Genomic DNA, 25857 nt, shown 5'->3' with positions numbered 1-25857 from the left:
AGGTATGCGGCTGTTACTGATCGAGGACGACACGGCGCTGGGCGAGGGCATCCATCAGGTGCTCACCCGCGACGGCTACACCGTGGATTGGCTCAAGGATGGCGCCAGCGCGCTGCATGCCTTGCTCAGTGAGAGTTTCGACCTGGCGGTGCTCGACCTGGGCCTGCCGCGCTTGGATGGTCTGCAGGTGCTGACTCGGCTGCGTGACAGCGGCTCGACCCTGCCGGTGCTGATCCTTACCGCCCGCGATGCCACCGAAGACCGCATCGCCGGCCTGGACGCCGGCGCCGACGATTACCTGGTCAAGCCCTTCGACCTGGCCGAACTCAAGGCCCGCCTGCGCGCCCTCATGCGGCGCAGTGCCGGGCGTGCGCAGGTGCTCATCGAGCACGGGCGCATCACCCTCAACCCCGGTTCCCAGCGGGTGACTCTCGACGGTGAGCCGGTGTCCCTGACCCCCAAGGAGTACCAGCTGTTGCACGAATTGCTGTCACCGGCAGGCCGGGTGATGACCCGCGAGCGTCTGGTACAGCTGCTTTACGGCTGGAACGAAGAAGCCGAGAGCAACACCCTCGAAGTGCACATCCATAACCTGCGCAAGAAGTTCTACAGCAGCCTGATCCGCACCATCCGTGGCGTGGGCTACATGGCGGAGCAGCAGCCTTGAGGTCGATCCGGCGCCGGACCCTGACGCTGATCATCGGCGTCTTGCTGGTGGGGCTGTCGATCATGACCCTGGTCAACGTCCACGACAGCAATCACGAAATTGCCGAGATCTACGACGCGCAGCTGGCCCAGCACGCCCGCCTGCTGCAGGGGGTGATGCGCATGCCACTGGAGCGTGCCGAACACGAGCAGCTCTACCAGGCCTTCGACCGCGCCTTGCAGCAGGCCGACCCGCGTACCGCAGGGCATCCCTACGAGGGCAAGATGGCCTTTCAGGTCTGGGCCGGTGATGGCCGCCTGCTGGTCCATACCACCAGCGCACCGACGCTTGACGGTCCTGCGCAGGCGCCCGGTTTTCACAACCTAACCGACCTGCAAGGTCGCCGCTGGCGGGTGTTTGTCATGGACGATGCGCAGCACGACCTGCGGATCTGGGTGGGCGAGCGCGATGATGTGCGCGCCGACCTGGTCGGGCGCATCATCCATCACACCCTGCTGCCGAACATCGTCGGCAGCCTGATTCTGGTGGCCATTGTCTGGCTGGCCATTGGCATCGGCCTCAAACCGCTCAACGATCTGGCGCGCACCTTGCGCAACCGCAGTCCCGGCTCGCTGGAGCCGCTGAGCCTGGCGCCTCTGCCGCTGGAGCTGGAACCCATGCAGGCGGCGCTCAACCGCCTGCTGGCCCAGGTGCAGGAGCTGCTGCACCGCGAGCGGCGCTTCATTGCCGATGCCGCTCATGAGATGCGCACGCCGCTGGCGGTGCTCAAGGTGCATGCGCAGAGCCTGCAGGAAGCCCCCACCGAGGCGGAGCGCCGGGCCTCGCTGAATTACCTGATGGTGGGGGTGGAGCGCACCACGCGGCTGGTCAACCAATTGCTGACCATTGCCCGCCTGGAACCCAATGCGCCGATTCACCTGGGTGCGGTGGATGCAGTGGCGGTCATTCGTGACGCCATCGCCCAGCTCACGCCCTGGGTCATCGGCCGTGGCGTGGAGCTGGCGTTCCAGTGCGATGAAGCGCGGCGTACGGTGGACACCGATGCCGCATTGCTGGAAATCGCCCTGCAGAACCTGGTTTCCAACGCCGTGAAGTTTTCCCCGCCTGGTGGCCAGGTCACGGTGTCGCTGTTGTTCAGCACAACGGCGATGACCCTGCAGGTCGACGACGAAGGGCCGGGTATCAGCCCGGCGCAGCAGGAGCGTCTGTTCGAGCGTTTCTTCAGCCAGGGCAACGAAGAGGGCGTGGGCCTGGGGCTGGCGATCGTTCAGGCCATCGCCCGCCGCCTGCACGGTTCCATAAGCCTGGAGAACCGTCTGGAACGCGGTTTGCGGGCGTCCTTGACCGTTCGGCTGTAATTTTCCCCTTACGTGTAAAGAAAGCATGGCAGTGGCAGACACAGAGATAAGGCACACTGCCATTAATTCGGTGTGGCGCGATCAGGGAATGCTCCGCTCTGCCGCAGGGGGAATGACCATGAATACAAGAAACCTGTCACTCACCACCCGTACCGTCCTGGCCTTCGGTTGCATCTGCCTGTTGCTGCTGGTGATTGGCGGCAGCGCGGTCTGGCAGCTGCGCACCATCGACGAGTCGGTGGTCGAGCTGCACCGCGACTGGATGCCCAGCGTACGCCAGGCTGGCAAGGTCCAGACGGCCGCGCTGATGTATCGCGTCGATGCGCGGCGTTTCTCCATGGACGATGACCGCATGAGCGCTGAGTCGCTGGCGACACTGGACCAGTTCCGCAGCCGCATGAAGGCCGAGGTACAAGCCTACGGCCCGCTGGTGTCCTCGCCGGAGGAGGCAGCGCTGTACCGCGAGGTTTCGGCCGATGTCGACGCCTATATCGCCTCTATCGACCAGCTGGTCGCTGCCGGCAAGGATGCCACGGTGCAGCAGCTGGGCGGGATCATCCGTACCGTGACCAAACCGGTGGCCGCCAAGTTGCAGGTCGACCTGGAAAAACTCATTGCCATCAACGAGGCCGGTGCCGATGCGTCCAGCAATGAGGCCCATGAGGCACAGGTCAGCGGCGTGCGCCTGATCGGTGGCGTGAGCCTGCTGGCGCTGGTGCTGACAGTGCTGATCGCGCGGGTGTTCATCAACAGCATCCTGCGCCCGGTGCGTGCCTTGCTGGTGGCCACCGAGCAGATCGCCAACGGCAACCTGCGCGCCGATATCAGCGCCCAGGGCGCGGACGAACTCACTCGCCTGGAAAACGCGACCCTGGCCATGCGCGATAACCTGCGTTCGATGCTCGACCTGATCGGCCAGTCGTCCATGCAACTCAGCCAGGCCGTTGGCCAGCTCAATACCGTTACCCGCGAAACCAACGCCACGGCCGAGCAGCAGAGCATGGAAACCGACCAGGCCGCCACGGCCGTGAACGAGATGACCGCAGCGGTGGAGGAGGTGGCCCGCAACGCCTCGGCGGCCTCGCAGTCCAGCCAGCGTTCCGAGCAGGCCGCGCGGCTGGGCAAGGACAAGGTCAACACCACCATCGCCTCGATCAAGCGGCTCAGCGACAGCGTGCGCAAGACCCGCAGTGATGTCGAAGACCTGGCTTCGAAAAGCCACGACATCGCCAAGGTGCTGGATGTGATCCGCACCATTGCCGAACAGACCAACCTGCTGGCCCTCAACGCGGCCATCGAAGCGGCGCGGGCCGGTGAACAGGGGCGAGGTTTTGCGGTGGTGGCCGACGAGGTCAGGGCGCTGGCGCACCGCACCCAGCTGTCGACTCAGGAGATCGAGAAGATGATCGCCGAGATCCAGGGCAATTCCGAAGCGACGGTCACCTCGATGCGCCGCAGCGACAGCGAAGTGGGCGAAACCCTGGCCAGTGCCAACGACACCGGCGAGGCCATTGCCCAGATCGCCGAAGCAATCAGCGACATCAACGAGCGCAACCTGCTCATCGCGACGGCGTCCGAGGAGCAGGCCCAGGTCGCGCGCTCGGTAGACGAGAACCTGGTCAGCATCCGCGACCTGTCGGCACGCAGTGCGGCGGCTGCCGGGCAGACCTCGGCGGCCAGCCAGGAAATGTCGCGCCTGGCCGGGCAGCTCGACACCCTGGTGGGGCGCTTCGTCATCTGAGCGGGTGGACAGGGGCCAAGGGGGGCTTCTCGTGCCCAGGATGCTGACTGACGGGTGGCTGGCGCGGTATTTTTGTCGCGGTGTATGGCAACTGGCTAGGGTGTGGCGTCACTATATGTAGCTACTGGCCATTATTTTCCGGGGACGTGTGCCGATGGGCGTGGTCTGAGGGAAATGACCTCATTCCGGAAGTTGCCATGACCCCACCGCGTATCGGCTTCGCCTGTCAGTATCGCCACCCCGAACGAGGCCTTTCAGCGGCCTCCATCAAGCGGGTGGAAGCGCCGTTCAACCCGCGTACGACAACCCTGCGCTGGTTGAACAGCGTCGAGCCTGCCGTGGCGCGGGCCAAGCTGGTGGAGATCGTCACGCATAACCTCGACGCGCAGTTGCGCCTGCTCGACTACGTGGCGCAGCTGCCCCCCAGCCTGCATATGCTGCGGCTGTCCAGCGACCTGCTGCCGTTCTACAGCCATCCGCAATGGCGCGACTTCTACCGTGAGCCAGCCATCGAGCAGTGGCTGGCGCGTTGTCTGGCGGCGGTGGGCGAGCGCGCCCGGGCGGCGGACATTCGTCTGTCGCTGCATCCGGGGCAATATTGCGTACTGGGTTCGGACAAGCCGGTGGTGGTGGAAAACAGCCTGGCCGAGTTCGAGTACCACGCCGACCTGATCCGCATGCTGGGCTATGGCCGGCAGTTCCAGGACTTCAAGTGCAACGTGCATGTTGCCGGGCGCTTGGGGGTGGAGGGCATCCGCCGGCTGTGGCCACGTCTGTCGCAGGTGGCGCGCCTGTGCATCACCTTCGAGAACGAAGAGAAGACCTACGGCGTGGACGACTGCCTGCAACTGGCCGACCTGGCGCCGGTGGTGCTGGACGTCCATCACTGCTGGATTCACGAGGAAGGTTACATCGACCCGCACGACCCACGGGTGGCGCAGATCATCGACAGCTGGCGTGGGGTGCGCCCGGTGATGCACTACTCGCAGCCTCCCGAGGACCTGCAGGCGCTGGGCTTCGCTGCCAACCGCAAGCTGGAAATGGAGCGCTTGTTGCGGCGCGTGTCCAAGCGTGAGCTGTACGGGCATAGCGAGCGCATGTGGAACCACTGGAGCAACCGCTATGCACTGCAGTTCCTCGACCGTTTCGACATGATGATCGAAGCCAAGGACAAGAACCTGGCCAGCCTGGCGTTCTATGAGCAGTGGGTGAAGGGCGCGGCGCCGGGCCGGTCGGCCCCGTCAGTGCCAGGGGCCGACTGAAGGCTTGAAGGGGGGCAATCGGCTTGCTCCCGGAAAAACCAACCCGCGCCTGAGTGATCCATCCTGAGGCTCAATCCCCTTAGATCAAGCACTTCCCGGCTAACTGACCTGTATTGGGTTTAACCGCAATACTGTTCGGGTAAGCGCTTTGCGGCTTTAGTGGGAGCGAGCTTGCTCGCGAAAAGCTGGCAAAGTCGCTGCATCTGTTGTGAACGTGACGCCGCCTTCGCGAGCAAGCTCGCTCCCACGGCCTGAACTGACCAGTATTGGGCTTAACCGCAATACTGTTCGGTTAAGCGGCATATGGCCCGGTGGGAGCGGCTTCAGCCGCGAAGCGACCGCCTGTTCACGACAGCCGTGAATTCCTGGCGCTTTCGCGGCTAAAGCCAACCCCGAGCCCCATGACGCCAGACCTTCGCTCGGCAATTTTTCATACAGAGCCCAGGCTTATTTGCCGGGGGTGAGGGTCAGGCGCTGCTTGCCGTAGCCGCGTTCGTAGTTCTGTTGCTGTACCGGCAGGGTGCTGTACTGCGCTTTCAGCCAGGCGTCGATGCTGTTGGCGTAGTACGGGCTGGCCGGGTTGCCCGATTGGCCGGTGCTGACCACCGCCTGCAAGGGTTCGCTCTGGCTGAAGTCGACGATCATGCGCAGGCTGGCGGCCGGCAGGACGTTGAAGTCCTGGCCCCAGGCGTAAGGCGCGGCGGCCAGGCTGCCGTGGTCGCCCCCAAAGGGCACCGGGGCGTGCTCGAAGCGGCCTTCACCGCCCAGGTAGCGGGCCAGTGGGTTGCGCGACGGGCTCCAGTCGTAGCGGTGCAGCTTGCCCCACTGCCAGGCCTTGTGGTCACTGCCCAACTGGCTTTCCCCGGCGCTGATCGCCGCAGCCAGGCTGCGTGCCAGAATCGTTGGCTTGTCTTCTTTCTGCGCGGTGCGCGTGTCGTCCCAGAACGGGCTGTCGTCGCGGCCCAGCAGGTGGTCGGCCTGCGCCGACCAGGTCGAACGCGCCTGCGCCACCAGGGCCTGCCAGGCCGGGCTGTCGGCGCCGCCGAGTTCGTCCTGGAAGGTCAGCCGTGCGCTTTCATGCAAGAACAGCTCAAACAGGGCGGCATCGGCGGAGCCGGCGCTCAGGTTGCCGTCGAAGGCCATCAGCCGGCTGTAGGCTTCCCGCGCCTTGCCGCGCTCGGCTTCGGGCAGCGCGTCGATGGCCTGCTTGAGCGGCTTGGCCATGCCCGGTGCCTCGAACATCTGCTTGAGCCGCGTGGCGAATGGTGTGTGCTGGTCGTACTGCATGGCGATGCTGCTGCGCACGTCCTGCTTGCCGGCGTTGGCCAGCTCGGCCAGGCGTTCGGCACGTGACGGGTAGCCCCAGCTGTTGGACAGCTGCATGCCGTAGCCCTTGGGCGCCACGCGGTTGCCGGCGGTGCCCAGCCAGCCTTGCTGCGGGTCCTGGTCGTAGGGGTGGAGCATGGCGTCGGCGAAGCCGTCCCAGTCGTAGCGGCCGTCCCAGCCCGGCGAGGGCAGCAGGCCTTGGCCGTCGCGACGGTTCGGGTAGCGGCCGGTGACCTGCCAGGCCACATGGCCGGCGTCGGCGAACAGCATGTTCAGGCCGATGGCGCGGATCTCGCGGCTGCTGTCGAAGCCGCGTTCCACGTTGGTGGCGCGGGACAGGTCGAAGAATGCGTCGAGGCTCTTGTCATCCTTGAAGTCCGGCAGCTGCAGGGCCAGCCCCAGGGCACCGTTGCCGGTGTCGAGCAGATCGCCATGGCGGGTGCTGTAGACGGTTTCGCGCACCGGCTGGCCGCCCTTGACCAGGAAGGTTTCCTGGTGGCTGGCCGCTGGCAGCCATTTGCCGTCGGCCAGGTACTGCACGCGGCCGTTGTCGCGCTTGAGCTTTTCCAGGAACAGGTCCTGGTTGTCACCCTTCAGGCTGCCCATGCTCCACGCCAGCTTGCCGTTGAAGCCGCTGAGCAGCAGCGGCAGGCCAGCCAGGGTCACGCCAGAGGCCTGGTACTTGGGGGCGTTGATCTGCACCAGGCTCCAGCCAGCGCCAGGTCCGGCAGGCACCTGCATCTCGCTGGCAAGCAAGCTCTTGCCGCTGCGGCTGCGCTGCGGGCCTACCGCCCACTGGCTGGACAGCGCGTTGCCCATCAGGTTGAGGTCGGCCAGTTGCCGGGCCACGCGGTTCAGGTCGTTCAACGCCTGGCCCTGGCCGGTCAGGCTCAGGCCCTTGAGTTTGTCGGCCTCGGCGAACGGCAGGGCCTCGTCGGGCCAGGTCGGCAGCAGCCAGGCGAGCTTGTCGGCACTGACCTTCTGGCTCAGCGCCAGGGCGCCGAGTTCTTCCTGCAGGTTGACCGACTGGTTGAAGCTCAGCAGCGCGAAGATCAGCGCCGAGTCTTCCGGTTGCCAGTATTCCAGGCGGTAGTCGGCCAATTCCGCCGGCAGCTTGTCGCGGTAGCGGAACAGGTAGGCGTTGACCCCGCGGGCATAGACTTCGAAGAATTTCTGCAGGCGTGGCGAGGCCGACTTGTACAGCTCGCTGGCGCTGCGCTTGAGGTTGGCGGCGCGCATCAGGCGGTCCACCGGCAGCGCCTCGGCACCGGCGACCTCGGCCAGGCGGCCCTGGGCCAGCAGGCGCATGCCGAACATCTGCCCGGCGCGCTCGCCGGCGTGCAGGTAGCCGAGGCTGAACAGCGCGTCGTGGAACGAACTGCTCTCGATCAGCGCCATACCCTGCGGGTTGCGGCGGATCGAGACATTCTGGGCCAGGCCCTTGATGGCCACGGTGCCGGAAGCTGGCAGCAGGGTCGAAGCGTCTTCGCCGCCCAACTGGCAGCCGGCAAGGCCGAGAAAACCGGCGGTGGCGGCGGCCAGGCCGAGGCGGGAAGGCGAACGGGAAGGGACAAGCGAGGCCATGGCGAAACTCCGGCGACGTGGCAACTGCAAAAGCCGCTACGTTAGTGAGCCGCCCGACGCCACGCAAGCGTGACAGGGCGGTTTATTGCGGAATATTTCGGCCCTGGCGCGCCCGCTCGAGTGGGCCTGCCGGGCTGACTCTCGCTCACCCCGGTGGGACCGGCTTCAGCCGGGATTTTCCGCACCTCACGCCGTGCCCTGCGCCGGGGGCGATCTTTCAGGGCGGGGTAGGGTTGATGCGCTCGGCCACGGCGTAGGCGCGGCGGGTGGCGTCCCGCTCGGCGATGGTGTCGAACCAGCGCCTGACGTGAGCGAAGTCGTCCAGGTTCAGGCTCTGCCACGGGTGCCTTGCAATCCATGGATAGATGGCCATGTCGGCGATGCTGTACTCGCTGCCGGCGACGAACGGTCGGTCGGCCAGACGCTTGTTCAGTACGCCATACAGCCGTACGGTCTCGTCCACGTAGCGCTTGATCGCATAGGGCAGTTTTTCCGGAGCGGCGCGGTTGAAGTGGTGATTCTGCCCGGCCATGGGCCCCAGCCCGCCCATCTGCCAGTACAGCCATTGCAGGGTTTCCTGGCGGCCGCGCAGGTCGGTGGGCAGAAAGCGTCCGGTCTTCTCTGCCAGGTACTGCAGAATGGCCCCGGACTCGAACAGGCTCAGCGGCTCGCCGGCATCGGCCGGTGCCTGATCGACGATGGCCGGGATGCGGTTGTTGGGGGCGATTTCCAGGAAGGCGGGGGCGAACTGCTCGTTCTTGGTGATGTTCACCGGGATGACCCGGTAAGGCAGCCCGGCCTCCTCAAGGAACAGGGTGATCTTGTGGCCGTTGGGGGTGGTCCAGTAATACAGGTCGATCATCGGCAGCTCCATTGAAGGTATGACCCGAAAGCAACGGCTGTTTTACCTCCAGGGCGCTGCCGGCACAAACAAAAACGGCCTGCGAGGGGCAGGCCGTGGATACCGTGCGGCGCGTCAGGCGCCGTGGCACTTCTTGAATTTCTTCTCGCTGCCGCAGGGGCAGGGGTCGTTGCGACCGACGTCCTTCAGAGCGTTGCGCACCGGCTCCTGAGGCTCGTGGTTGCAGTGCGGACCATGTACATGGCCGTGGTGATGATGGTCGTGGTCATGATCGTGGTTGCAGTCAGGACCGTGGACGTGGGGTTGGTTCATCGGGGTAACTCCATGATTGAATCGGCGCCCATTATCTCGCCATTGATGCCGATACGCACGCTGTCCCTGAACAGCAGCCCGGTCTTGAGCCGGCCTTCGAGCCGATAGGGAATCGGCCGGTCACGCTGGCGCAGGCGCTCGGCGATGGGTTTGGCGTAGCGCCACAGGTTGGTGCGCACCGGCACCTCGTAGAGTTCATGGCTGTGCGGGGCGACGAAGAACCAGTCGCTGACCCGGTCTTCGGCCAGGGTCAGCTCGCCGAGCATCACCTTGTAGTGCAGCCCGCGCACGAACAGGCGCGAGTCATTACGGTTGTCGATCTCGAAGTACAGGCGAAAGTCCTGCTGCAGCAGGCGCATTTTCACCGGCTCGACCTTCACCAGACGCAGGCCCGGTGGCTGGTAGGGTTCGCCGCCCCACCAGCTGGCGCAGCCGCCCAGCGCGCCGAGCAGCAGGGCCAGCAGGCCAATGCGGGTGCAGATCAATGCCGGGTTCGCCATGCAGGGCTCCGTCGATGGCAGCGGACATCGGTGACCCTGCCTGTGAGCCCAGTTTAGCCATCGTCTTGTTCCCGCGAACAGCCCTGGGCCATACTCGGCCGACATGTACCCGGAGGGCCCGCGATGACCCTTTATGAAATCGTCTTCAGCGGTCGGCTGCTCGAAGGCGCGCAGCCCGACAAGGTCAAGGCCAACTTGGCGCGGCTGTTCCAGGCCGACGAACAACGCATGGCGCTGCTGTTTTCCGGCCGCCGCCTGGTGCTCAAGAACAACCTCGATGCCCAGGCGGCAGAAAAGTACCGCTCGACCCTGGAGCGTGCCGGGGCGCTGTGCGAAGTGGTCGACATGCACCCGCGTATCGAGGAGGTGGAGCTGGCCCCACCGCCTGGCCCATCCAGTTGGCTGCAGCGTGAGAAACCCGCGGCCGGGCGCCTGGAAGTCGCCCCGCGTGACGTCTATATGGCTGCCTTCAGTGCGGTCGATGCGCCCGACCTGCCGTTGGCCGAGGTGGGCGCCGCCCTGCAGGACCCGGTTCCGCCCGCCCCGGCGCCACAGCTTGACCTGTCCGCTATCACCCTGGCCCCGCCGGGCAGCGACATGGGCGAAGCGAAAAAACCGGCGCCCGCCCCTGCACCGGATACCTCGCATCTCAAGATTCTCTGACGGATTTCCGGGCTGGGGAATTCGCGGCTGAAGCCAATACTGTTCGGTTAGGCGTCATGTGGCCCGGTGGGAGCGGCTTTAGCCGCGAAAATGCCAGGAAATTCACTGCATCTGTTGTGAACAGACAGTCGCTTCGCGGCTGAAGCCGCTCCTACCCGGTCTAACTGACCTGTATTGCGGCTAAAGCCGCTCCCGCCCCGCACTTATAGATAAGCTGCGCAGCACTTCTTGAATTTCTGCCCGCTGCCACAGGGGCAGGCGTCGTTACGGCCAGCCTTGAGCGGCACGGTGGGGTCGATGAAATACCAGCGTCCCTGGTTCTGCACGAAGGCCGAACGCTCGCGGTGGCTGTGTTCGCCCTGTTCGTCGTGCCAGCGCGCGGTGAAGGTCACGAAGGCATGCTCTGGCTTGCCGCCCAGCACCTCGGTGCTTTCCACGTCCAGGCCCAGCCAAGTGCTCTGTGCGCTCCACTGGGCGATGGCCTGGCGATCGAGGCCCGGCTGCTGCGCCGGCAAGGTGGTGCCCAGCAGGTAATCCACTTCGCCCAGCACGTAGGCGCTGTAGCGCGAGCGCATCAGCCGTTCGGCGCAGGGCGCCGGCTGCCCGCCATGAAAACGTCCGCAGCAGCTGGCCAGCAGGTCGCCGCTGCCGCAGGGGCAACTGGCGCTATTCATGGCTCGGCACTCGCAGTGGCCAGGCCGGTAGCAGGGCGTTGATGGGCATACAGCCAGGTGGCATTGAGGGCATCGCAAACCTCGGGGCAACGGGACAAAGCAGCAGACAGTGTTGGTGAGAGACGGGCAGACCGCAAGGGCGATCTGACCCGCAGCGTTCGCTACAGCGGGGCAGTGGTGGCCTTTAGCTGACGCAGTACGAAGCTCGACACCGAGTGTCGCAAGCCGGGAATTTTGTACAGTTTCTCGCGCAGCAGGCGCTCGTAGTCGCGGGTGTCGCGCACGGCCAGGCGCAGGAAGTAATCGTACTCGCCCGACACCAGGCACGCTTCAATGATCTCGGGTATCTCGGCCACCGCCTGTTCGAACTTCTGCATGGCTTCATCACCATGCAGGTCCAGGGTCACCATCACGATCAGGCCTTCGCCATAGCCGAGCCCGGCCATGTCGATACGTGCCTGGTAGCCCTGGATAAGGCCGGACTCTTCCATGCGCTTGATCCGCTGCCAGCAAGGGCTGGACGACAGGCCGACCTGCTTGCCGATTTCCTGCAGGCTGGCGCGGGCATCGCGGCTGAGGATCTGGAGAATGCGTCGGTCTATGTCGTCGAGATGGTTTTTTTGCATTTTCCGGCTACCGAGAAAAATATTTTCGGATCTTAGGGTTTCAGCCAAAAAAATCGGAAGCACTTTTTGTGCGAAGACGCACACAATAGCGGCGCAGCCCCGAGACCCAGAAGGTTTCAGCGCAGGCCCGATGGTGCGATCCACCTGGGCGGTGCCGAGGGCAGGAATCCCACAAGGACATGCCATGCATCCACTCGATCAGCAGACGCCGCAGGCCCTCGTCGGCCATCCCGTCCACTCGCTACACAGCCGCTCTGGCAACCCCGCCGGCCCGCACGCCGAGAGCAGGGGAGCAGGCCGCACAGACACACCGCTCGACAGCCCGACCACCTACCCCCGGCACACCGCTGTGGACGATGCCTACGGGCTGTTCACCGGCATCACCCTGGCCGCTACCGGCATCGCTATCCTCGGTCAAAGCGGGCTGATCACCGGCGGTATCGCCGGCATGGCGCTGCTCGGCTCGTTCCTCAGTCCTTACTCGGCCGCCTTGCTGGTGCCGTTGATCAACGTGCCGTTCCTGCTGTTCGCCCTGTTCACCATGGGCCGCAGCTTCGCCCTCAAGAGCGTGCTGGTGAGCTTCGCGTTGGGCGCGGGGGTCAAGCTGGTGTCACCGGCGCTCAATGCTTCGGGGATCAATCCGGAGATTGGCTGGGTGATCGGTGGCACGCTCTTGGGCATGGGCATCCTGTGCCTGGCCCGGCACAACGCGTCGATGGGCGGCACGGGGGCCATGGTGCTGTGGATTCAGCGCCGGTTCGCGATCAACGCGGGCATCTCCCAGCTGGTCTGCGACTGCATCCTGTTCGGCGTGGCGGCGTTCTTCATGCCGGCCGACAAGCTGATCTGGTCGCTGATCGGCACCGTGGCGATGAATCTGGTGCTGATCCGCTGGCACAAGCCGGGCCGCTATCGCGGCTGACGCCGCGTTGCAGGCGTCAGCCTGGGGGCAACGGCGGTCTTACCACCAGTATTTGCCGAAGTTTTCAGGGTTGGCCCAGAACTTGGCATTCAGCCAGTCCGGCACCTGCTTGTATTCACGCAGGTCGTAGGTGAACAGCGTCAGCACCTGCTCATTCCGGGCGAAGCGCTCGCTGGCCTGCAGGGCCAGGGCGAAGAAGTCGGTTTCCTGCCAGCCGCAGGCCGCCAGGTCGGCCAGTACCGCGATGCGGCTGGCGTTGAGGTTGCGGATGCCGCCCAGCAATTGCAGGCCGTCACGGCGCGGCATGTGTTCCAGGCAATCGACCACCAGCGCCAGGTCGAAGCGCTGCGCGGCCAGCTCGGCGGGCAGCGGGCCGGGGCCGGCGACGGCCAGTTGCGTTTGCGGGTGTGCCTCGCGGAATGCCTGCAGGGCCGGAAAGTCTTCGGCGCCGATCAGCAGCAGGCATGCCGGGACGTAGCGGTCGAGCAGGGCGGCCAGGGCTTGCTGCGGGGTGCGGGTGGAAAAACCGGCAGTCATCGAAACGCTCTCCTGAGCAAGCGACAGGTACAGGGTGGGGGGACAGGCGAAAAGTCTACTGGATCGGCGGTTTTTTCGCTCGACCCTCCCAGCCCCTCTAGTCTGCACCCTGGGGGGCAAATGCCGAGCGGCAAAGGACGAAACGCTCGCAAAATCGGCAATTTTATCTGCTCGGGCGGTGAACCTTCTTGAATCGATAAAGGACAAACGCTAGCGCGGTGGCAAATTGCCCTCGCAACGTCATCAGCGGCAGACTCGCCGCCCCCTAGGGAGTGCAGAACAATGAATATGCTTCGGACAGCTGTACCTTTGATTCTGGTGAGCAGTGTTTTGACGGGTTGTGCGGGTCTGCAGAAGGAAGATTGGCCAAAATGTGCGGCCGGCGGCTTCCTCGGCGGCGCGGCGGTGGGCGCGTTCCAGACCGCGGCGGTGGCGGCCAGCCTGGGTGGCGCGGTCGGCGTGATGGCCGGCGCCTACTGCTACGTGCATGGCGACGGTGACGACGATGGCGACGGTGTACCGAACAGCCGCGACAAGTGCCCGAACACCCCACGCGGCACGCCGGTCGACGCTTCGGGCTGCCCGCTGGCCCCGCCACCGGCGCCAGAGCCGGTCCCGGTCGCCCCTACACCGATGCCTCGTGAAGAAGTCATCAACATCAACAAGGAAGTGCTGTTCGAGTTCGACTCGGCACGCCTGACCGCTTCGGACCGCACCAACCTGGACGTGATCGCCGGCCGCCTGCGCAAAGAAGCCGCCAACGTGCAGCTGCGCGTGACCGGCCATACCGACAGCGTCGGCAGTGACGCCTACAACCAGAAGCTGTCCGAGCGCCGTGCCCATTCGGTGACCGACTACCTGATCAGCACCGGCGTGCCGCGTGCTTCGTTCGTCTCGGTAACCGGTGAAGGCGAGGCCCATCCTGTGGCTGACAACCGCACTGCCGAAGGCCGTGCCCTGAACCGTCGCGTCGAGATCAAGATCAACCGCTGATCTTCACGGCTGCGTGTTCCAAGGCCCGACTGGCGCTGCGCGCCGGGCGGGCCTTTTCGTTCCTGCGCCATGGCTCGGCAAACTCCGCTGGCGCCGCGTACCGGCTTGGCGGTACTGTGCGCTACCAACGCGGCGGCGATCGCCGGTGGCATATCAGGGGTGAGCAACGATGAAACTGTTCTGGGGCTTGGGCAAGCTGCTGATGCTGGTGGTCTGGGCCGTGATTCTGCTCAACCTGGCGGTGAGGTTGCCGGGCCCCTTCGATGTGCTGTTCGACCTGGCCGGCGGCCTGCTGCTGGCGGTCCATGTGCTGGACATCTTTGTCTTTAACGCCCGCCTGCGCGGTCGCCCCCAGCCCTGGCGAGATCGCGGCAAGATCATCCTGTTCGGCATTTTCCATATCAAGGCCATTGGTACACCCGAGGTTCGCCATGCGTAAGCTGCTGTTGCTCGCTGCCCTGTGCAGCCCCCTGGCGATGGCCCAGGACATTCTGGTGCAGTCGCACTCTTTGCTGCGCCTGCCGGCTGGCGGTACGTCGCTGGATATCCAGCGCTTGGAGGTCGCCGACTACGGCACCCTGCTGGTGCCCGGCAATATCACGGAACTGAAGGTCGGCCAGTTGGTGCTCGGTCATGAGGCGCGCATCGCCATCGTGCCCAGCGCACAGCCGCTCAGCCTGCAAGTGGGGCAGGGGCAACTGGGTAGCGGCAGCCAGATCACTGCCCGCGGAGCGCCTGGCACCTTCGAGAAGGCGCCGACCCCCGGTCGCAGCCTGACCCTGCGTATGCATGAGCTGCAGGCCGAACGCCTGTCGGTGGACGCGCGTGGCGGCACCGGGGCGCCGGGTTTCGTCGGCCTGGATGGCGCCAACGGCCAGGCGCCGGGTTGCACTTGGGGCCAGGCCGGGCGCGGTTATGACGGCGACAATGGCGGCAACGGCCATGATGGCGCCGCCGGCGGTCTGGTGCGCCTGGAGCTGCCAGTGGCCTTTCCGGCCGAGCGTATCGAGGTGAATGTCCACGGCGGTGCCGGTGGCGCCGGCGGGGAGGGCGGCAAGGCCGGGCGTGGCGGTGAGTCCAAGGGCTGCATCGTCTACCGTGCGGCCGGTGGCAAGGCCGGTAATGGTGGCCAGGCAGGGCAGGCCGGTATGGCCGGGCCTGCCGGTGCGGTCAACGTGCAGCGCTTCTGATCAGAGCATCGGTCGTGCGGCGGCCAACGCCACCACGGCCAGGCCCAGCAGCAGGTTGATACCCACGATGCGGCGGATGCGCCCCAGCACGGCGGCGCCGTCAGCCCATTGCTCGGCGGCCACGGCCTGTTTCAGCTCCGGCAACTGTAACGAATGAATACGCAGGAACAGCGCGACCATCACCACATACAAGCCGATCATGGCCTGCACGTAATGCGGCGCAAGCTCCAGGCTGGGAAATTTGTCCCGGGCAACCAGCACACCGCTGACCGGCAGAATCAGCACCGCCGCCCACACCCAGGCGAAGAAACGCGGAAACACCTGGACCCATAGTTTCAGGCGCAACGGCCCCTCCAGGGCTGCGATGATGGCCGGGCGCAGGACCATCCAGGCGAAGAACATGCCACCGACCCAGACCAGTGCGGCCAGGACGTGCAGGGTGTAGACAAGGCTGGAAAGGGTCATGGAAACCTCGGGGGCGATGAGCGAACGAGCCGGTCGTCCGACCAATGAAGGCGCTTTTGCCGCGATGCGTCCAGCGCAGATGGAATTAGCGCGCTATGATAGCGCCCACTTCGAAACACTGAAAATTTATCCAGCCTTTCTGCCGTATCCCGAACCCGAGCGATGATCAGTACCGAACTCAAATCCCAGATCCAGGGCGCCTACTCGCGTTTTCTCGAAGCCAAAAGCCTCAAGCCACGTTACGGCCAGCGCCTGATGATCGCCGAGGTGGCCAAGGTGCTGGGGGATGTCGAGACCGACGAGGAAGGGCGACGCAGCGGTGACCCGGCGGTGGTCGCGGTGGAGGCCGGGACGGGTACCGGCAAGACCGTCGCCTACACCATCGCGTCGATCCCGGCGGCCAAGGCGGCGGGCAAGCGCCTGGTGATCGCCACCGCCACGGTGGCCCTGCAGGAACAGATCGTCTACAAGGACCTGCCCGACCTGATGCGCAACAGCGGCCTGAACTTCAGCTTCGCCCTGGCCAAGGGGCGTGGCCGCTACATGTGCCTGTCCAAGCTCGACCTGCTGCTGCAGGAAACCAACCAGACCAACGCCACAGCGCAGCTGTTCGAAGAAGAAGGCTTCAAGATCGAGGTCGACGAAGTCAGCCAGAAGCTCTTCAACAGCATGTTGCAGAAGCTAGCCGGCAACAAATGGGACGGCGACCGCGACAGCTGGCCCCAGGAGCTGGACGACCCGACCTGGGCGCGGCTGACCACCGACCACAGCCAGTGCACTGGCCGGCATTGCCCGAACTTCCAGCAGTGCGCCTTCTACAAGGCCCGCGAAGGCATGGGCAAGGTCGACGTAATCGTCACCAACCACGACATGGTGCTTGCCGACCTGGCCCTGGGCGGCGGCGCCGTGCTGCCCGACCCGCGCGACACCATCTACGTGTTCGACGAGGGCCATCACCTGCCCGACAAAGCCATCGGTCACTTCGCCCATTACACTCGGCTGCGTTCCACCGCCGACTGGCTGGAACAGACCGCCAAGAACCTTACCAAGCTGCTGGCCCAGCACCCGTTGCCCGGCGACCTGGGGCGGCTCATCGAACAGGTGCCGGAACTGGCGCGGGAAGTGAAGAACCAGCAGCAGTTCATGTTCGCCGCCTGCGAACAGTTGGCCGATTTTCGCGCCGGTGAAGACATGGAGGGCCGCGAGCGCCCTCGGCACCGCTTCGTGGGCGGGGTGATTCCCGAGCACATCCGTGACATCGGCATCGAACTGAAAAAGGGCTTCTCGCGCCTCAACGACCTGTTCACCCGCCTGGCCGACCTGCTCAAGGAAGGCATGGACGGCGAGGTGAACATCGGCATCGCCAGCCACCAGGCCGAGGAGTGGTATCCGCTGTTCGGCAGCCTGCTGGCCCGTGCCCAGGGCAACTGGGAGCTGTGGACCGCCTTCACCGCCGAAGACCCCGAAGACACGCCGCCGATGGCGCGCTGGCTGACCCTGGCCGACAGCGGCGCGCTGTTCGACATCGAAGTCAACGCCAGCCCGATCCTCGCCGCCGACATGCTGCGCCGCAACCTGTGGAACGTCGCCTACGGCGCCCTGGTGACCTCGGCGACGCTCACCGCGCTGGGCAAGTTCGACCGCTACCGCATGCGCTCCGGCCTGCCCCGCGATGCCGTGACCGCCGTGGTGCCGAGCCCCTTCCACCATGCCGATGCCGGTGTGCTGCGGGTGCCCGACCTCAAGGCCGACCCGCGCAACGCCGCCGAGCACACCGCTGCGATCATCCGCGACCTGCCGGAACTGGTCGAAGGCTCGCGGGGCAGCCTGGTGCTGTTCTCGTCGCGCAAGCAGATGCAGGAAGTGTTCGACGGCCTGGACCGCGACTGGCGCAAGCAGGTGTTCATCCAAGGCAACCTGTCCAAGCAGGAGACCCTCAACAAGCACAAGGCGCGGGTCGACAGCGGCGAGTCCAGCGTGCTGTTCGGTCTGGCCAGCTTCGCCGAGGGCGTCGACCTGCCCGGTGCCTATTGCGAACACGTGGTGATTGCCAAGATCCCCTTCGCCGTACCGGACGACCCGGTGGAGGCGGCGCTGGCCGAGTGGATCGAGGCGCGTGGCGGCAATCCGTTCATGGAAATCGCCGTACCTGACGCCTCGTTGCGTCTGATCCAGGCCTGCGGACGGCTGCTGCGCACCGAGGCCGACCGCGGCACCATTACCCTGCTGGACCGTCGGGTGGTCACCCAACGCTATGGCAAGGCGATTCTCAATGCCCTGCCGCCGTTCCACCGTGAGATTTCCTGAGCACCGTGCCGGTTCACAACCGGCCTGATCACTGGAACAATGCACGCTGTTTTTTCACGTCAGCCTGCCAGGAGCCACGCGTTGCAGATCCAGGGTCATTTCCAGCTCGAATTCGAAGCCGTCCGCGAGGCCTTCGCGGCCCTGTTCGATGATCCCCAGGAGCGTGGCGCCGCGCTGTGCATCCAGATCGGCGGTGAGACCGTGGTCGACCTGTGGACCGGCACCGCCGACCAGCAGGGCAGCGAGGCCTGGCATAGCGACACCATCGCCAACCTGTTCTCCTGCACCAAGCCGTTCGCGGCGGTCACGGCCCTGCAACTGGTCGACGAAGGCAAGCTGCGCCTGGATGAACCCGTGGCGCGGCTGTGGCCCGAGTTCGCCGCTGCCGGCAAGGAATACATCACCCTGCGCCAGTTGCTCTGCCACCAGGCCGGCCTGCCGGCACTGCGTCAGGTGCTGCCGGCCGAAGCCCTTTACCAGTGGGACACCATGACCGCCGCCCTGGCCGCCGAAGCACCTTGGTGGACGCCGGGGCAAGGCCACGGTTATGCGGCGATCACCTATGGCTGGCTGATCGGTGAGCTGCTGCGGCGTGCCGATGGCCGCCAGCCCGGCGATGCCATCGTCGGCCGGGTGGCACGTCCGCTGGGTCTGGACTTTCACGTCGGTCTGGCTGATGAGCAGTTCCACCGCGTTGCGCATATCGCGCGTGGCAAGGGCAACCTCGGCGATGCCGCCGCCCAGCGCCTGCTGCAGGCCACCCTGCGTGAGCCGGACTCCATCACCTGCAAGGCGTTCACCAACCCGCCGTCGATCCTCACCAGTACCAACAAGCCCGAGTGGCGGCGCTTCCAGCAGCCGGCCGCGAATGGTCACGGCAACGCGCGCAGCCTGGCCGGCTTCTATAGCGGCCTGCTCGACGGCAGCCTGCTGGAAGCCGAGCTGCTCGGCGAAATGACCCGCGAGCACAGCCTCGGTGAGGACAAGACCCTGCTGACCTCCACGCGGTTTGGCCTGGGCTGCATGCTCGACCAGCCCGGCGTCGTCAACGCCACCTATGGCCTGGGTCCGCGTGCCTTCGGGCATCCGGGTGCGGGCGGGTCGGTGGGCTTCGCCGACCCCGATTACGACGTGGCGTTCGGCTTCGTCACCAACACCCTGGGGCCTTATGTACTGATGGATCCGCGTGCCCAGCGGCTGGTGGCTATACTGCGTGAAGCTTTGCAGTAACTATCGCTCATAAGTGCTTGTTTAATACCGATTGTCAGTTCGTGGGTCAAAACTGAACCGTAGGACGGTTTCCTTTTCCACTCTGCCTTGAGGCGTGTTATACGGACGTTGCTCGCGTCCATTCGTCTGGTCCATTTCGCTGTAGGTCGTCCATGTCCTCGAAAAGAAGTCTCGCTCTCGCGTTGTGCATCGCTGCCGTTACCGGTTGCGCCCAAACCCCGAAAACCGAATCTGCCGCGGCATCCAGCCCCTGGTACTGGCCGTTCGGTTCCGACGAGGTGGCCGAGTCCAAACCCGATGCGCCTGCCGAGGCGGTCGCCAAGAAGCCCGAGCCCAAGCCCGCTCCGGCCATGGTCGCCAAGTCGGAGACCGACAGCCACTGGTGGTGGCCGTTCGGCAGCAGCGACAAGAAGGAAGAGGTCAAGGCCGCGCCAATGCCTGACCCGAAGATCACCCAGGCCTGGCTGGACGAGTACGAGCCGCGTGTACGTACCGCCATTCAGGACAGCGACTTCCAGCTGGAGCGCCGTGAAGACCTGCTGGTGGTTACCGCTCCGGTAGACTCGTCCTTCAACCCTGACCGCCCGGCCATGCTGCTGCCGGTCAAGCTGGGTCCGATCACCCGTCTGGCCAAGGCGGTCGAAGCCGACCCTAAAACCGCCGTGCTGATTCTCGGTCACGCCGACACCACCGGCGCGGCTGCGGTCAACCAGAAGATCAGCCAGGAGCGTGCCCAGTCGATCGCCGCGATCTTCCGCCTCAGCGGCCTGGAGCGTAACCGCCTGAGCCAGCGTGGCATGGGCGCGGTAATGCCGCGTGCGGCCAACGACAGTGCCCAGGGGCGTGCGCTGAACCGTCGCGTGGAGATTCTGCTCACCCGTCAGGACACCATGCGCGCCCTGATGAGCCGCTACGACGTTCCGGCCGTAGCACCGACCATGGTCGCCGTGCAGGACGTCAAGCCCACCGCTGCCCCGGCACCGGCGGCCAAGAAAGCCGCGCCGGCCAAGGCCGCAACCGCCAAGAAAGACACCGCGAAGAAGGCCGCCACCCCGGCCAAGAAGGACACCGCCAAGAAGCCCGCCGCGCCGGTGAAGAAAGACACCGCCAAGGCTGCTACTCCGGCCAAGAAAGACGCGGCACCGGCCAAGACCGTGGCCAAGAAGAGCGACGCCCAGGCCAGCAACTGACCTGAGCGCCAGCCCGGCACCGCAAACATTGACCGGTGCCGGGCCGGCGGCACTTCGCGTTGTTCGCCGGCAGGCCAATGTGCTTAACTGCCGTGCTCAACAGCTTTGCTGAACTGCCGCGAAGGAACCCCGCCATGACCTCATCCCTGGCCGATATGCGCCGTGACTATACCCGTGACGGCCTGACCGAAATCCAGGCACCGGATGAACCCTTTGCCTTGTTCCATCAATGGTTCGCCGACGCGGTGCAAACCGAGCAGGCGCCGGTGGAAGCCAATGCCATGACCCTCGCCACGGTGGACGCCGATGGTCGGCCGCACTGCCGCGTGCTGCTGCTCAAGGCGCTGGACAGCCAGGGCTTTACCTTCTTTACCAACTACGACAGCGCCAAGGGTCAGCAGATGGCGGCCCGGCCTTTCGCCGCCATGACCTTCTTCTGGCCCGCCCTGGAGCGCCAGGTGCGTATCGAAGGGCAGGTGGCCAAGGTCAGCGCCGCCGAGTCCGACGCCTATTACCAGGTTCGCCCGCTGGGCAGCCGCCTGGGGGCCTGGGCTTCGCCGCAGAGCCGGGTCATCGCCGACCGCGCCGAGCTGGAACGGCTGCTGCACGAGACCGAGCAGCGCTTCCACGACACCCAGCCGCACTGCCCCGAACACTGGGGCGGCTACCGCCTGGTGCCAGACCGCATCGAGTTCTGGCAGGGGCGGCCGAGCCGCCTGCACGATCGTTTGAACTATCGTTTAACAAATGAGGGGTGGATTCGGCAGCGCCTGGCTCCGTAGCATCGATGAATTATTCCAGGCCGTCGCCGTCTTAGGCTGGGTAGGCGCCCCCGCTGTATGGCGCCTGAATGAATCAATGATGCCGCTCCGGTAGCCGTGACGGCGTCGCTCGCCGGGAGTCTAATGGAGACTCGATTTCAGGAGATACCCTATATGCGCAAGTCCGTTCTGCTGGTTGCCTCGTTCACTGCGATGGCATTGACCCTTGGGGGCTGTACCTCCAGCCTGACCGGTGATTCCTATTCCCGTGAAGAAGCGCGTACCGTGCAGACCGTCCGTCTGGGTACCGTACAGTCCTTGCGTCCGGTGAAGATCGAAGGCACCAAGACCCCGATCGGTGCCGGTGCTGGTGCCGTGGTCGGCGGTGTGGGCGGCAGCGCCATCGGCGGTGGCCGTGGCAGTGTCGTCGCGGCGGTCATCGGTGCCGTGGCCGGTGGTGTACTCGGCTCCATGACCGAAGAAGGCCTGACCCGTACCCAGGGCGTGGAAATCACCGTGCGCGAAGACGACGGCAGCATGCGAGCCTATGTGCAGCAAGTGCAGGAAAACGAGATTTTCCGTGTTGGCGACCGGGTTCGCATCATGACCGTCAACGGCACCAGCCGCGTGACGCACTGACCCAGCTCGCAATACCCAAAAACCGATCCTTCTGGATCGGTTTTTTTTGCCTGAGCGTTGTGTGGAAGCGTTGTGTGGAAGCGAGCTTGCTCGCCAATGCCCGATCCCCTCAAGCCGTCTTGCGGCTCGCCCGTGCCATCACTCCATAACCCAGCAAGGCCGCCAGCAACGAGCCGGTGAGGATGCCCATGCGGTCTGTGCCGGTGTAGGGGCTGCTGCTGGCATCGAAGGCCAGGGTGCCGACGAATAGGCTCATGGTGAAGCCGATGCCGCACAGGATCGAAACCCCCAGCACCTGCCCCCAGTTGGCCCCGGCCGGCAGCTTCGCCAGACCGCTGGCGACCACCAGCCAGGTCAGGCCGAACACCCCCAGGGTCTTGCCCAGCAGCAGGCCGGCGCTGATGCCCAGCGACACCGGATGGAGGAAGCTGCCGGTGCTCAGGCCGCTCAGGGATACGCCAGCGTTGGCGAAGGCGAACAGCGGCAGGATGGCGAACGCGACCCAGGGATGCAGGCCGTGCTCCAGGGTCAGCAGGGGTGCGGGCTGGCCTTGTGGTACACGCAGTGGGATGCACAGGGCCAGGGCCACGCCGGCCAGGGTGGCGTGGATACCGCTCTTGAGGATGCACACCCACAGCACGGCCCCCAGCAGCAGGTAAGGCGCCAGGCGGGTGACGCCGGTACGGTTGAGCAGCGCCAGCAGCACCAGCGTGGCGCCGGCCAGGCCCAGTGCCAGGTTGGATAGTTCACCCGAGTAGAACAGCGCGATGATCAGGATGGCGCCCAGGTCGTCGATGATCGCCAGGGTCATCAGGAACAGCTTGAGCGACAGCGGCACGCGTTTGCCGAGCAGCGCCAGCACGCCCAGGGCAAAGGCGATGTCGGTGGCGGTGGGAATCGCCCAGCCGGCCAGCGCCGTGGGGTTGCCGAGGTTGAAAAGCACGTAGATGAGGGCGGGAATGACCATGCCGCCGATGGCCGCTGCACCGGGCAGGACGATCTGCGCCGGGTTGGACAGCTGGCCTTCGAGCACCTCGCGCTTGACCTCCAGGCCGATGACCAGGAAGAACAAGGCCATGAGGCCGTCGTTGATCCACAGCAGCAGGGGCTTGTCGATCAGCAGCGCGCCGAGGCGCAGCGTCACGGGAATGTCCAGGAAGCTGGCGTAGAGGCTGGACAGGGCGCTGTTGCTGGCGATCAGTGCCGCCGCGGCGGCGGCGATCAGCAGCAGCCCCCCGGCTGCTTCGAGCTGGAAGAAACGCATCAGGGTGTTACGCATGGCCGGGCTGTTCTCCAGGTGGCGTGTGAGGGCAGAGGCCGGGTCTGGAGTGCCCGAAGGGCAGAAACGGAAGGCGGGACCGGGCCGGCAGCAAGCCTAACAAGGCTGCGTGCGCCGGCTGGCGAGGAAGGGGCTTCTTGTGGTGTAGGGATTTTCCGAAATTGCCTGCAGCGCCTTGCCAGCCTGGCTGGGCGACGCTGCAGGTGAGGGGCTCAGTCGTGCAGGTCGAGCAAGTCCTTGGCCACCGCCTCGGCGATGCGGATGCCGTCTACGCCAGCGGAGAGAATGCCGCCCGCGTAGCCGGCGCCTTCGCCAGCGGGGTACAGGCCCTTGACGTTCAGGCTTTGCATGTCCTGGCCGCGGGTGATGCGCACCGGCGCCGAAGTACGGGTCTCCAGGCCGGTGAGCACCGCGTCGTGCAGAGCGTAGCCCTTGATCTGGCGGTCGAACACCGGCAGCGCTTCGCGGATCGCCTCGATGGCGAAGGGCGGCAGGGCCTGGGCCAGGTCGACCAGCTTGACGCCGGGCTTGTAGGACGGCTCGACGCTACCCAGCGCGGTAGACGCCTGGCCGGCGATGAAGTCGCCGACCAGTTGCGCCGGTGCCTCGTAGTTGCCACCGCCCAGCTCGAAGGCCAGGGACTCCAGGCGTTCCTGGAGTTCGATGCCCGCCAGCGGGCCGCCGGGGTAGTCGCGTTCCGGGTCGATGCCGACCACCAGGCCCGAGTTGGCGTTGCGCTCGTTGCGCGAGTACTGGCTCATGCCATTGGTGACCACCCGGTTGGGTTCGGAAGTGGCAGCTACCACCGTACCGCCAGGGCACATGCAGAAGCTGTACACCGAACGGCCGTTGCTGGCGTGATAGACCAGTTTGTAGTCGGCGGCGCCCAGCTTCGGGTGCCCGGCGTACTTGCCCAGGCGCGCCTGGTCGATCAGCGACTGCGGGTGCTCGATACGGAAACCTACCGAGAACGGCTTGGCCTCCATGTATACGCCACGGGCGTGCAGCATGCGGAAGGTGTCGCGAGCGCTGTGCCCCAGGGCCAGCACCACGTGGCGCGACTCGATGCGCTCGCCGTTGTCCAGCTCGACACCGACCAGTTGGCCATCGTCGATCAGCAGGTCAGTGACTTTGTGTTCGAAGCGCACCTCGCCGCCCAGCTCGATGATCTCCTGGCGGATGTTCTCGACCATGCCGGTAAGGCGGAAGGTGCCGATGTGCGGTTTGCTGACGTAAAGGATTTCGTCCGGCGCACCGGCCTTGACGAATTCGTGCAGTACCTTGCGGCCGAGGAAGTTCGGGTCCTTGATCTGACTGTAGAGCTTGCCGTCGGAGAAGGTGCCGGCGCCGCCTTCGCCGAACTGCACATTGGACTCGGGGTTGAGCACGCTCTTGCGCCACAGGCCCCAGGTGTCCTTGGTGCGCTGGCGCACTTCCTTGCCGCGTTCGAGGACGATCGGCCGAAAGCCCATCTGTGCCAGCAGCAGGCCGGCGAAGATGCCGCAGGGGCCGAAACCGATGACGATGGGGCGAATGGGGAAACCCTGCGGTGCGTGGCCGACGAACTTGTAGCTGACATCCGGAGCTGGGCCGATCTGCCGGTCGCCGGCCAGTTTATTCAGCAGCCCGGTCTCGTCGCGGACGTTGAAGTCCAGGGTGTAGATGAACAGCATTTCCGAGGATTTCTTGCGCGCATCGTAGCTGCGCTTGAAGACGGTGAAATCCAGCAGGTCGCTGTCGGCGATGCCCAGGCGTTGGACCAGGGCGCTGCGCAGTTCTTCGTCAGAGTGATCGAGAGGCAGCTTGAGTTCGTTGATTCGTAACATTCAGGGGTCCGGTTTCGGGCCGCAGGTTCAGCCCGGCAGCACTACAAGAACCGGGCATTATATGCGGCCTGAGGCCTGGACCGTTATGCCCAATTGACGGGCGCGGCCGTTCAGTCGTTGCGCGAGCCGCCGTAATAGCCGCAGCCGCGCACCGCCTGGCCGTTGATGCGCAGCTCGGCGCTCAGGTGGCGCACCGCGCCGCTCTTGCTGTCGACGCAGCGTTGTGGCGCGACCCACAGGTCGATGCGCTGGCCGTTGGCTTCGCTGCTGAGGTTGAAACGCCCGTCGGGCAGTTGCTCTTCAAGGTAAGGCAGCGCGACCGGCGGCTGGCCCTGTACATCGATGATCATGCCCTTGCCGCTGACCTCGACGTTCCATACCGGATTCAGGCCGTCGGCGTGCAGGGTCAGGCGCTTGAAGTTCGGGTCTTCGCAGGCTTGGCCGGGGCGTTCGACGCGATACAGCTGGTACAGGTCGAGCTGGCCGTCACCGCCCTGGGCCTTGCTGGCGTTGAAGCGTCCGCGCAGGTCGGCGAACACCTTGCCCTGGGCATCGGCCAGGCTGGCGGCTTCCTGAAGGATGGCGGTGTCGCCGCGATCGATCACCACGTAGCGGCGTGGTTCGCCACAGGGCTGGAACAGCAACTTGCCATTTTCGCCACTGAGCGTGCCCTGCATACGGGTCATGCCCACCATGGAGACCTTGGCCGGTGCAGCAGATTGCACGCCCAGCCATTGGCAGCCGGCGAACAGGGGCAGCAGGGAGAAGACGAGGGCAGAGCGGAAAACGGACATGGGGCAACCTCAAGGACAGGTGCCGCCACGTTACTCAGGGCGGGGATGTATCTCAAGGGGGAGGTGGCGTGAGCCTGCCAGTCTGTTGCTGCGCCCGGTTGGGCGGCCGCAGCCTCAGGTGAGGGCGGCTTTAGCCAAGACCGACCGGC

At 65.5% G+C, this 25857-nt stretch carries 26 protein-coding genes; 15 read left to right on the top strand and 11 right to left on the bottom strand.

From position 1 onward, the window contains the following. Positions 1–4 precede the first annotated feature (4 nt). From QZ497_RS09725 to QZ497_RS09710, 4 genes are all read left to right on the top strand, one after another. Complete coding sequence (locus QZ497_RS09725; protein ID WP_295473628.1) at positions 5–667, top strand: response regulator; 663 nt, start codon at positions 5–7, stop codon at positions 665–667. Beyond that, complete coding sequence (locus QZ497_RS09720) at positions 664–2025, top strand: ATP-binding protein (protein WP_295473625.1); 1362 nt, start codon at positions 664–666, stop codon at positions 2023–2025. The genes QZ497_RS09725 and QZ497_RS09720 overlap by 4 nt, the downstream gene beginning before the upstream one ends. A gap of 118 nt (positions 2026–2143) precedes the next feature. Then, positions 2144–3766 carry a methyl-accepting chemotaxis protein gene (locus QZ497_RS09715; protein ID WP_295473624.1) on the top strand — a complete coding sequence of 541 codons (1623 nt, stop codon included), beginning with the start codon at positions 2144–2146 and terminating at the stop codon, positions 3764–3766. A gap of 197 nt (positions 3767–3963) precedes the next feature. After that, positions 3964–5028: a UV damage endonuclease UvsE gene (locus tag QZ497_RS09710; RefSeq protein WP_295473621.1), complete on the top strand. Its 1065-nt coding sequence runs from the start codon at positions 3964–3966 to the stop codon at positions 5026–5028. A 447-nt stretch (positions 5029–5475) separates the two neighbouring features. Here the strand turns inward: QZ497_RS09710 and QZ497_RS09705 are convergent, their stop codons facing one another. From QZ497_RS09705 to QZ497_RS09690, 4 genes are all read right to left on the bottom strand, one after another. Then, positions 5476–7938, bottom strand: a complete 2463-nt coding sequence (locus tag QZ497_RS09705; protein WP_295473619.1) for a penicillin acylase family protein — start codon at positions 7936–7938, stop codon at positions 5476–5478. A gap of 217 nt (positions 7939–8155) precedes the next feature. After that, positions 8156–8800: a glutathione binding-like protein gene (locus tag QZ497_RS09700; RefSeq protein WP_295473617.1), complete on the bottom strand. Its 645-nt coding sequence runs from the start codon at positions 8798–8800 to the stop codon at positions 8156–8158. A 114-nt stretch (positions 8801–8914) separates the two neighbouring features. Then, positions 8915–9112 carry an SEC-C metal-binding domain-containing protein gene (locus QZ497_RS09695; RefSeq protein ID WP_295473614.1) on the bottom strand — a complete coding sequence of 66 codons (198 nt, stop codon included), beginning with the start codon at positions 9110–9112 and terminating at the stop codon, positions 8915–8917. Continuing rightward, positions 9109–9612, bottom strand: a complete 504-nt coding sequence (locus QZ497_RS09690; RefSeq protein WP_295473612.1) for an LEA type 2 family protein — start codon at positions 9610–9612, stop codon at positions 9109–9111. Before QZ497_RS09690 ends, QZ497_RS09695 begins: the two co-directional genes overlap by 4 nt. Positions 9613–9735: 123 nt before the next feature. Here QZ497_RS09690 and QZ497_RS09685 point away from each other — a divergent pair, with 123 nt between their 5' ends. Next, on the top strand, positions 9736–10275 hold the full coding sequence (locus QZ497_RS09685; protein ID WP_295473609.1) for a hypothetical protein: 540 nt from the start codon (positions 9736–9738) through the stop codon (positions 10273–10275). A 203-nt stretch (positions 10276–10478) separates the two neighbouring features. Here the strand turns inward: QZ497_RS09685 and QZ497_RS09680 are convergent, their stop codons facing one another. Both QZ497_RS09680 and QZ497_RS09675 read right to left on the bottom strand, forming a co-directional pair. Continuing rightward, complete coding sequence (locus QZ497_RS09680) at positions 10479–10949, bottom strand: YchJ family protein (RefSeq protein ID WP_295473606.1); 471 nt, start codon at positions 10947–10949, stop codon at positions 10479–10481. 161 nt (positions 10950–11110) lie between these two features. Further along, positions 11111–11575 carry an Lrp/AsnC family transcriptional regulator gene (locus tag QZ497_RS09675; protein ID WP_295473603.1) on the bottom strand — a complete coding sequence of 155 codons (465 nt, stop codon included), beginning with the start codon at positions 11573–11575 and terminating at the stop codon, positions 11111–11113. A 184-nt stretch (positions 11576–11759) separates the two neighbouring features. Between QZ497_RS09675 and QZ497_RS09670 the strand changes: the two genes are divergently transcribed. Beyond that, complete coding sequence (locus tag QZ497_RS09670; RefSeq protein WP_295473600.1) at positions 11760–12497, top strand: YitT family protein; 738 nt, start codon at positions 11760–11762, stop codon at positions 12495–12497. A gap of 39 nt (positions 12498–12536) precedes the next feature. Here the strand turns inward: QZ497_RS09670 and QZ497_RS09665 are convergent, their stop codons facing one another. Next, positions 12537–13034: a DUF6231 family protein gene (locus tag QZ497_RS09665; RefSeq protein ID WP_295473597.1), complete on the bottom strand. Its 498-nt coding sequence runs from the start codon at positions 13032–13034 to the stop codon at positions 12537–12539. 282 nt (positions 13035–13316) lie between these two features. On the opposite strand from QZ497_RS09665, the gene QZ497_RS09660 reads away from it, so the two are divergent. The 3 genes from QZ497_RS09660 (at position 13317) to QZ497_RS09650 (ending at position 15217) form a co-directional block, all read left to right on the top strand. Beyond that, positions 13317–14027, top strand: a complete 711-nt coding sequence (locus tag QZ497_RS09660) for an OmpA family protein (RefSeq protein WP_295473594.1) — start codon at positions 13317–13319, stop codon at positions 14025–14027. A gap of 169 nt (positions 14028–14196) precedes the next feature. Next, positions 14197–14466: a DUF1145 domain-containing protein gene (locus QZ497_RS09655; protein ID WP_295473591.1), complete on the top strand. Its 270-nt coding sequence runs from the start codon at positions 14197–14199 to the stop codon at positions 14464–14466. Continuing rightward, on the top strand, positions 14459–15217 hold the full coding sequence (locus QZ497_RS09650) for a collagen-like protein (RefSeq protein WP_295473588.1): 759 nt from the start codon (positions 14459–14461) through the stop codon (positions 15215–15217). Before QZ497_RS09655 ends, QZ497_RS09650 begins: the two co-directional genes overlap by 8 nt. Here QZ497_RS09650 and QZ497_RS09645 read toward each other — a convergent pair whose 3' ends face one another. Further along, positions 15218–15682 (bottom strand): CopD family protein, encoded by a 465-nt coding sequence (locus QZ497_RS09645; protein ID WP_295473585.1) that lies wholly within the window; start codon positions 15680–15682, stop codon positions 15218–15220. On the opposite strand from QZ497_RS09645, the gene QZ497_RS09640 reads away from it, so the two are divergent. The 6 genes from QZ497_RS09640 (at position 15681) to QZ497_RS09615 (ending at position 21809) form a co-directional block, all read left to right on the top strand. Then, positions 15681–15848 carry a hypothetical protein gene (locus tag QZ497_RS09640; protein WP_295473582.1) on the top strand — a complete coding sequence of 56 codons (168 nt, stop codon included), beginning with the start codon at positions 15681–15683 and terminating at the stop codon, positions 15846–15848. The two genes, QZ497_RS09645 and QZ497_RS09640, sit on opposite strands and share 2 nt — an antisense overlap. Next, positions 15845–17989 carry an ATP-dependent DNA helicase DinG gene (dinG, locus tag QZ497_RS09635; RefSeq protein WP_295473579.1) on the top strand — a complete coding sequence of 715 codons (2145 nt, stop codon included), beginning with the start codon at positions 15845–15847 and terminating at the stop codon, positions 17987–17989. The genes QZ497_RS09640 and dinG overlap by 4 nt, the downstream gene beginning before the upstream one ends. Before the next feature lie 81 nt (positions 17990–18070). Beyond that, positions 18071–19219 (top strand): serine hydrolase domain-containing protein, encoded by a 1149-nt coding sequence (locus QZ497_RS09630; protein ID WP_295473577.1) that lies wholly within the window; start codon positions 18071–18073, stop codon positions 19217–19219. A 152-nt stretch (positions 19220–19371) separates the two neighbouring features. Continuing rightward, positions 19372–20409: an OmpA family protein gene (locus tag QZ497_RS09625; protein WP_295473574.1), complete on the top strand. Its 1038-nt coding sequence runs from the start codon at positions 19372–19374 to the stop codon at positions 20407–20409. A gap of 134 nt (positions 20410–20543) precedes the next feature. Next, the gene (gene pdxH / locus QZ497_RS09620; RefSeq protein ID WP_295473571.1) at positions 20544–21191 is read left to right on the top strand and encodes a pyridoxamine 5'-phosphate oxidase; all 648 of its coding nucleotides are present in this window, start codon (positions 20544–20546) and stop codon (positions 21189–21191) included. Positions 21192–21344: 153 nt separating this feature from the next. Further along, positions 21345–21809: a glycine zipper 2TM domain-containing protein gene (locus QZ497_RS09615; protein WP_295473568.1), complete on the top strand. Its 465-nt coding sequence runs from the start codon at positions 21345–21347 to the stop codon at positions 21807–21809. A 109-nt stretch (positions 21810–21918) separates the two neighbouring features. Here the strand turns inward: QZ497_RS09615 and nhaA are convergent, their stop codons facing one another. The 3 genes from nhaA to QZ497_RS09600 form a co-directional block, all read right to left on the bottom strand. Further along, entirely contained in the window at positions 21919–23088 is a 1170-nt protein-coding gene (gene nhaA, locus QZ497_RS09610) for a Na+/H+ antiporter NhaA (protein ID WP_295473566.1), read from the bottom strand. A gap of 212 nt (positions 23089–23300) precedes the next feature. Then, complete coding sequence (locus QZ497_RS09605; RefSeq protein WP_295473563.1) at positions 23301–24914, bottom strand: NAD(P)/FAD-dependent oxidoreductase; 1614 nt, start codon at positions 24912–24914, stop codon at positions 23301–23303. 110 nt (positions 24915–25024) lie between these two features. Continuing rightward, a complete protein-coding gene (locus QZ497_RS09600; protein ID WP_295473561.1) occupies positions 25025–25708 on the bottom strand; it encodes a hypothetical protein in 684 nt (227 codons plus the stop codon). Positions 25709–25857: the final 149 nt, after the last annotated feature.

It is taken from the genome of uncultured Pseudomonas sp. (assembly GCF_913777995.1).
Classification (GTDB): Bacteria; Pseudomonadota; Gammaproteobacteria; order Pseudomonadales; family Pseudomonadaceae; genus Aquipseudomonas.
The sequence above is the reverse complement of the archived record's forward strand: the minus strand, read 5'-3'. Positions and strand labels throughout refer to the sequence as shown.

What these genes read in the sequence shown, in the direction of transcription:
- QZ497_RS09725 (WP_295473628.1), top strand. Translation starts at nt 5, where the DNA reads ATGCGGCTGTTACTGATCGAGGACGACACGGCGCTGGGCGAGGGCATC.
- QZ497_RS09715 (WP_295473624.1), top strand. Translation starts at nt 2,144, where the DNA reads ATGAATACAAGAAACCTGTCACTCACCACCCGTACCGTCCTGGCCTTC.
- QZ497_RS09710 (WP_295473621.1), top strand. Translation starts at nt 3,964, where the DNA reads ATGACCCCACCGCGTATCGGCTTCGCCTGTCAGTATCGCCACCCCGAA.
- QZ497_RS09705 (WP_295473619.1), bottom strand. Translation starts at nt 7,938, where the DNA reads ATGGCCTCGCTTGTCCCTTCCCGTTCGCCTTCCCGCCTCGGCCTGGCC.
- QZ497_RS09700 (WP_295473617.1), bottom strand. Translation starts at nt 8,800, where the DNA reads ATGATCGACCTGTATTACTGGACCACCCCCAACGGCCACAAGATCACC.
- QZ497_RS09695 (WP_295473614.1), bottom strand. Translation starts at nt 9,112, where the DNA reads ATGAACCAACCCCACGTCCACGGTCCTGACTGCAACCACGATCATGAC.
- QZ497_RS09690 (WP_295473612.1), bottom strand. Translation starts at nt 9,612, where the DNA reads ATGGCGAACCCGGCATTGATCTGCACCCGCATTGGCCTGCTGGCCCTG.
- QZ497_RS09685 (WP_295473609.1), top strand. Translation starts at nt 9,736, where the DNA reads ATGACCCTTTATGAAATCGTCTTCAGCGGTCGGCTGCTCGAAGGCGCG.
- QZ497_RS09680 (WP_295473606.1), bottom strand. Translation starts at nt 10,949, where the DNA reads ATGAATAGCGCCAGTTGCCCCTGCGGCAGCGGCGACCTGCTGGCCAGC.
- QZ497_RS09675 (WP_295473603.1), bottom strand. Translation starts at nt 11,575, where the DNA reads ATGCAAAAAAACCATCTCGACGACATAGACCGACGCATTCTCCAGATC.
- QZ497_RS09670 (WP_295473600.1), top strand. Translation starts at nt 11,760, where the DNA reads ATGCATCCACTCGATCAGCAGACGCCGCAGGCCCTCGTCGGCCATCCC.
- QZ497_RS09665 (WP_295473597.1), bottom strand. Translation starts at nt 13,034, where the DNA reads ATGACTGCCGGTTTTTCCACCCGCACCCCGCAGCAAGCCCTGGCCGCC.
- QZ497_RS09660 (WP_295473594.1), top strand. Translation starts at nt 13,317, where the DNA reads ATGAATATGCTTCGGACAGCTGTACCTTTGATTCTGGTGAGCAGTGTT.
- QZ497_RS09655 (WP_295473591.1), top strand. Translation starts at nt 14,197, where the DNA reads ATGAAACTGTTCTGGGGCTTGGGCAAGCTGCTGATGCTGGTGGTCTGG.
- QZ497_RS09650 (WP_295473588.1), top strand. Translation starts at nt 14,459, where the DNA reads ATGCGTAAGCTGCTGTTGCTCGCTGCCCTGTGCAGCCCCCTGGCGATG.
- QZ497_RS09640 (WP_295473582.1), top strand. Translation starts at nt 15,681, where the DNA reads ATGGAAACCTCGGGGGCGATGAGCGAACGAGCCGGTCGTCCGACCAAT.
- QZ497_RS09645 (WP_295473585.1), bottom strand. Translation starts at nt 15,682, where the DNA reads ATGACCCTTTCCAGCCTTGTCTACACCCTGCACGTCCTGGCCGCACTG.
- dinG (WP_295473579.1), top strand. Translation starts at nt 15,845, where the DNA reads ATGATCAGTACCGAACTCAAATCCCAGATCCAGGGCGCCTACTCGCGT.
- QZ497_RS09625 (WP_295473574.1), top strand. Translation starts at nt 19,372, where the DNA reads ATGTCCTCGAAAAGAAGTCTCGCTCTCGCGTTGTGCATCGCTGCCGTT.
- pdxH (WP_295473571.1), top strand. Translation starts at nt 20,544, where the DNA reads ATGACCTCATCCCTGGCCGATATGCGCCGTGACTATACCCGTGACGGC.
- QZ497_RS09615 (WP_295473568.1), top strand. Translation starts at nt 21,345, where the DNA reads ATGCGCAAGTCCGTTCTGCTGGTTGCCTCGTTCACTGCGATGGCATTG.
- nhaA (WP_295473566.1), bottom strand. Translation starts at nt 23,088, where the DNA reads ATGCGTAACACCCTGATGCGTTTCTTCCAGCTCGAAGCAGCCGGGGGG.
- QZ497_RS09605 (WP_295473563.1), bottom strand. Translation starts at nt 24,914, where the DNA reads ATGTTACGAATCAACGAACTCAAGCTGCCTCTCGATCACTCTGACGAA.
- QZ497_RS09600 (WP_295473561.1), bottom strand. Translation starts at nt 25,708, where the DNA reads ATGTCCGTTTTCCGCTCTGCCCTCGTCTTCTCCCTGCTGCCCCTGTTC.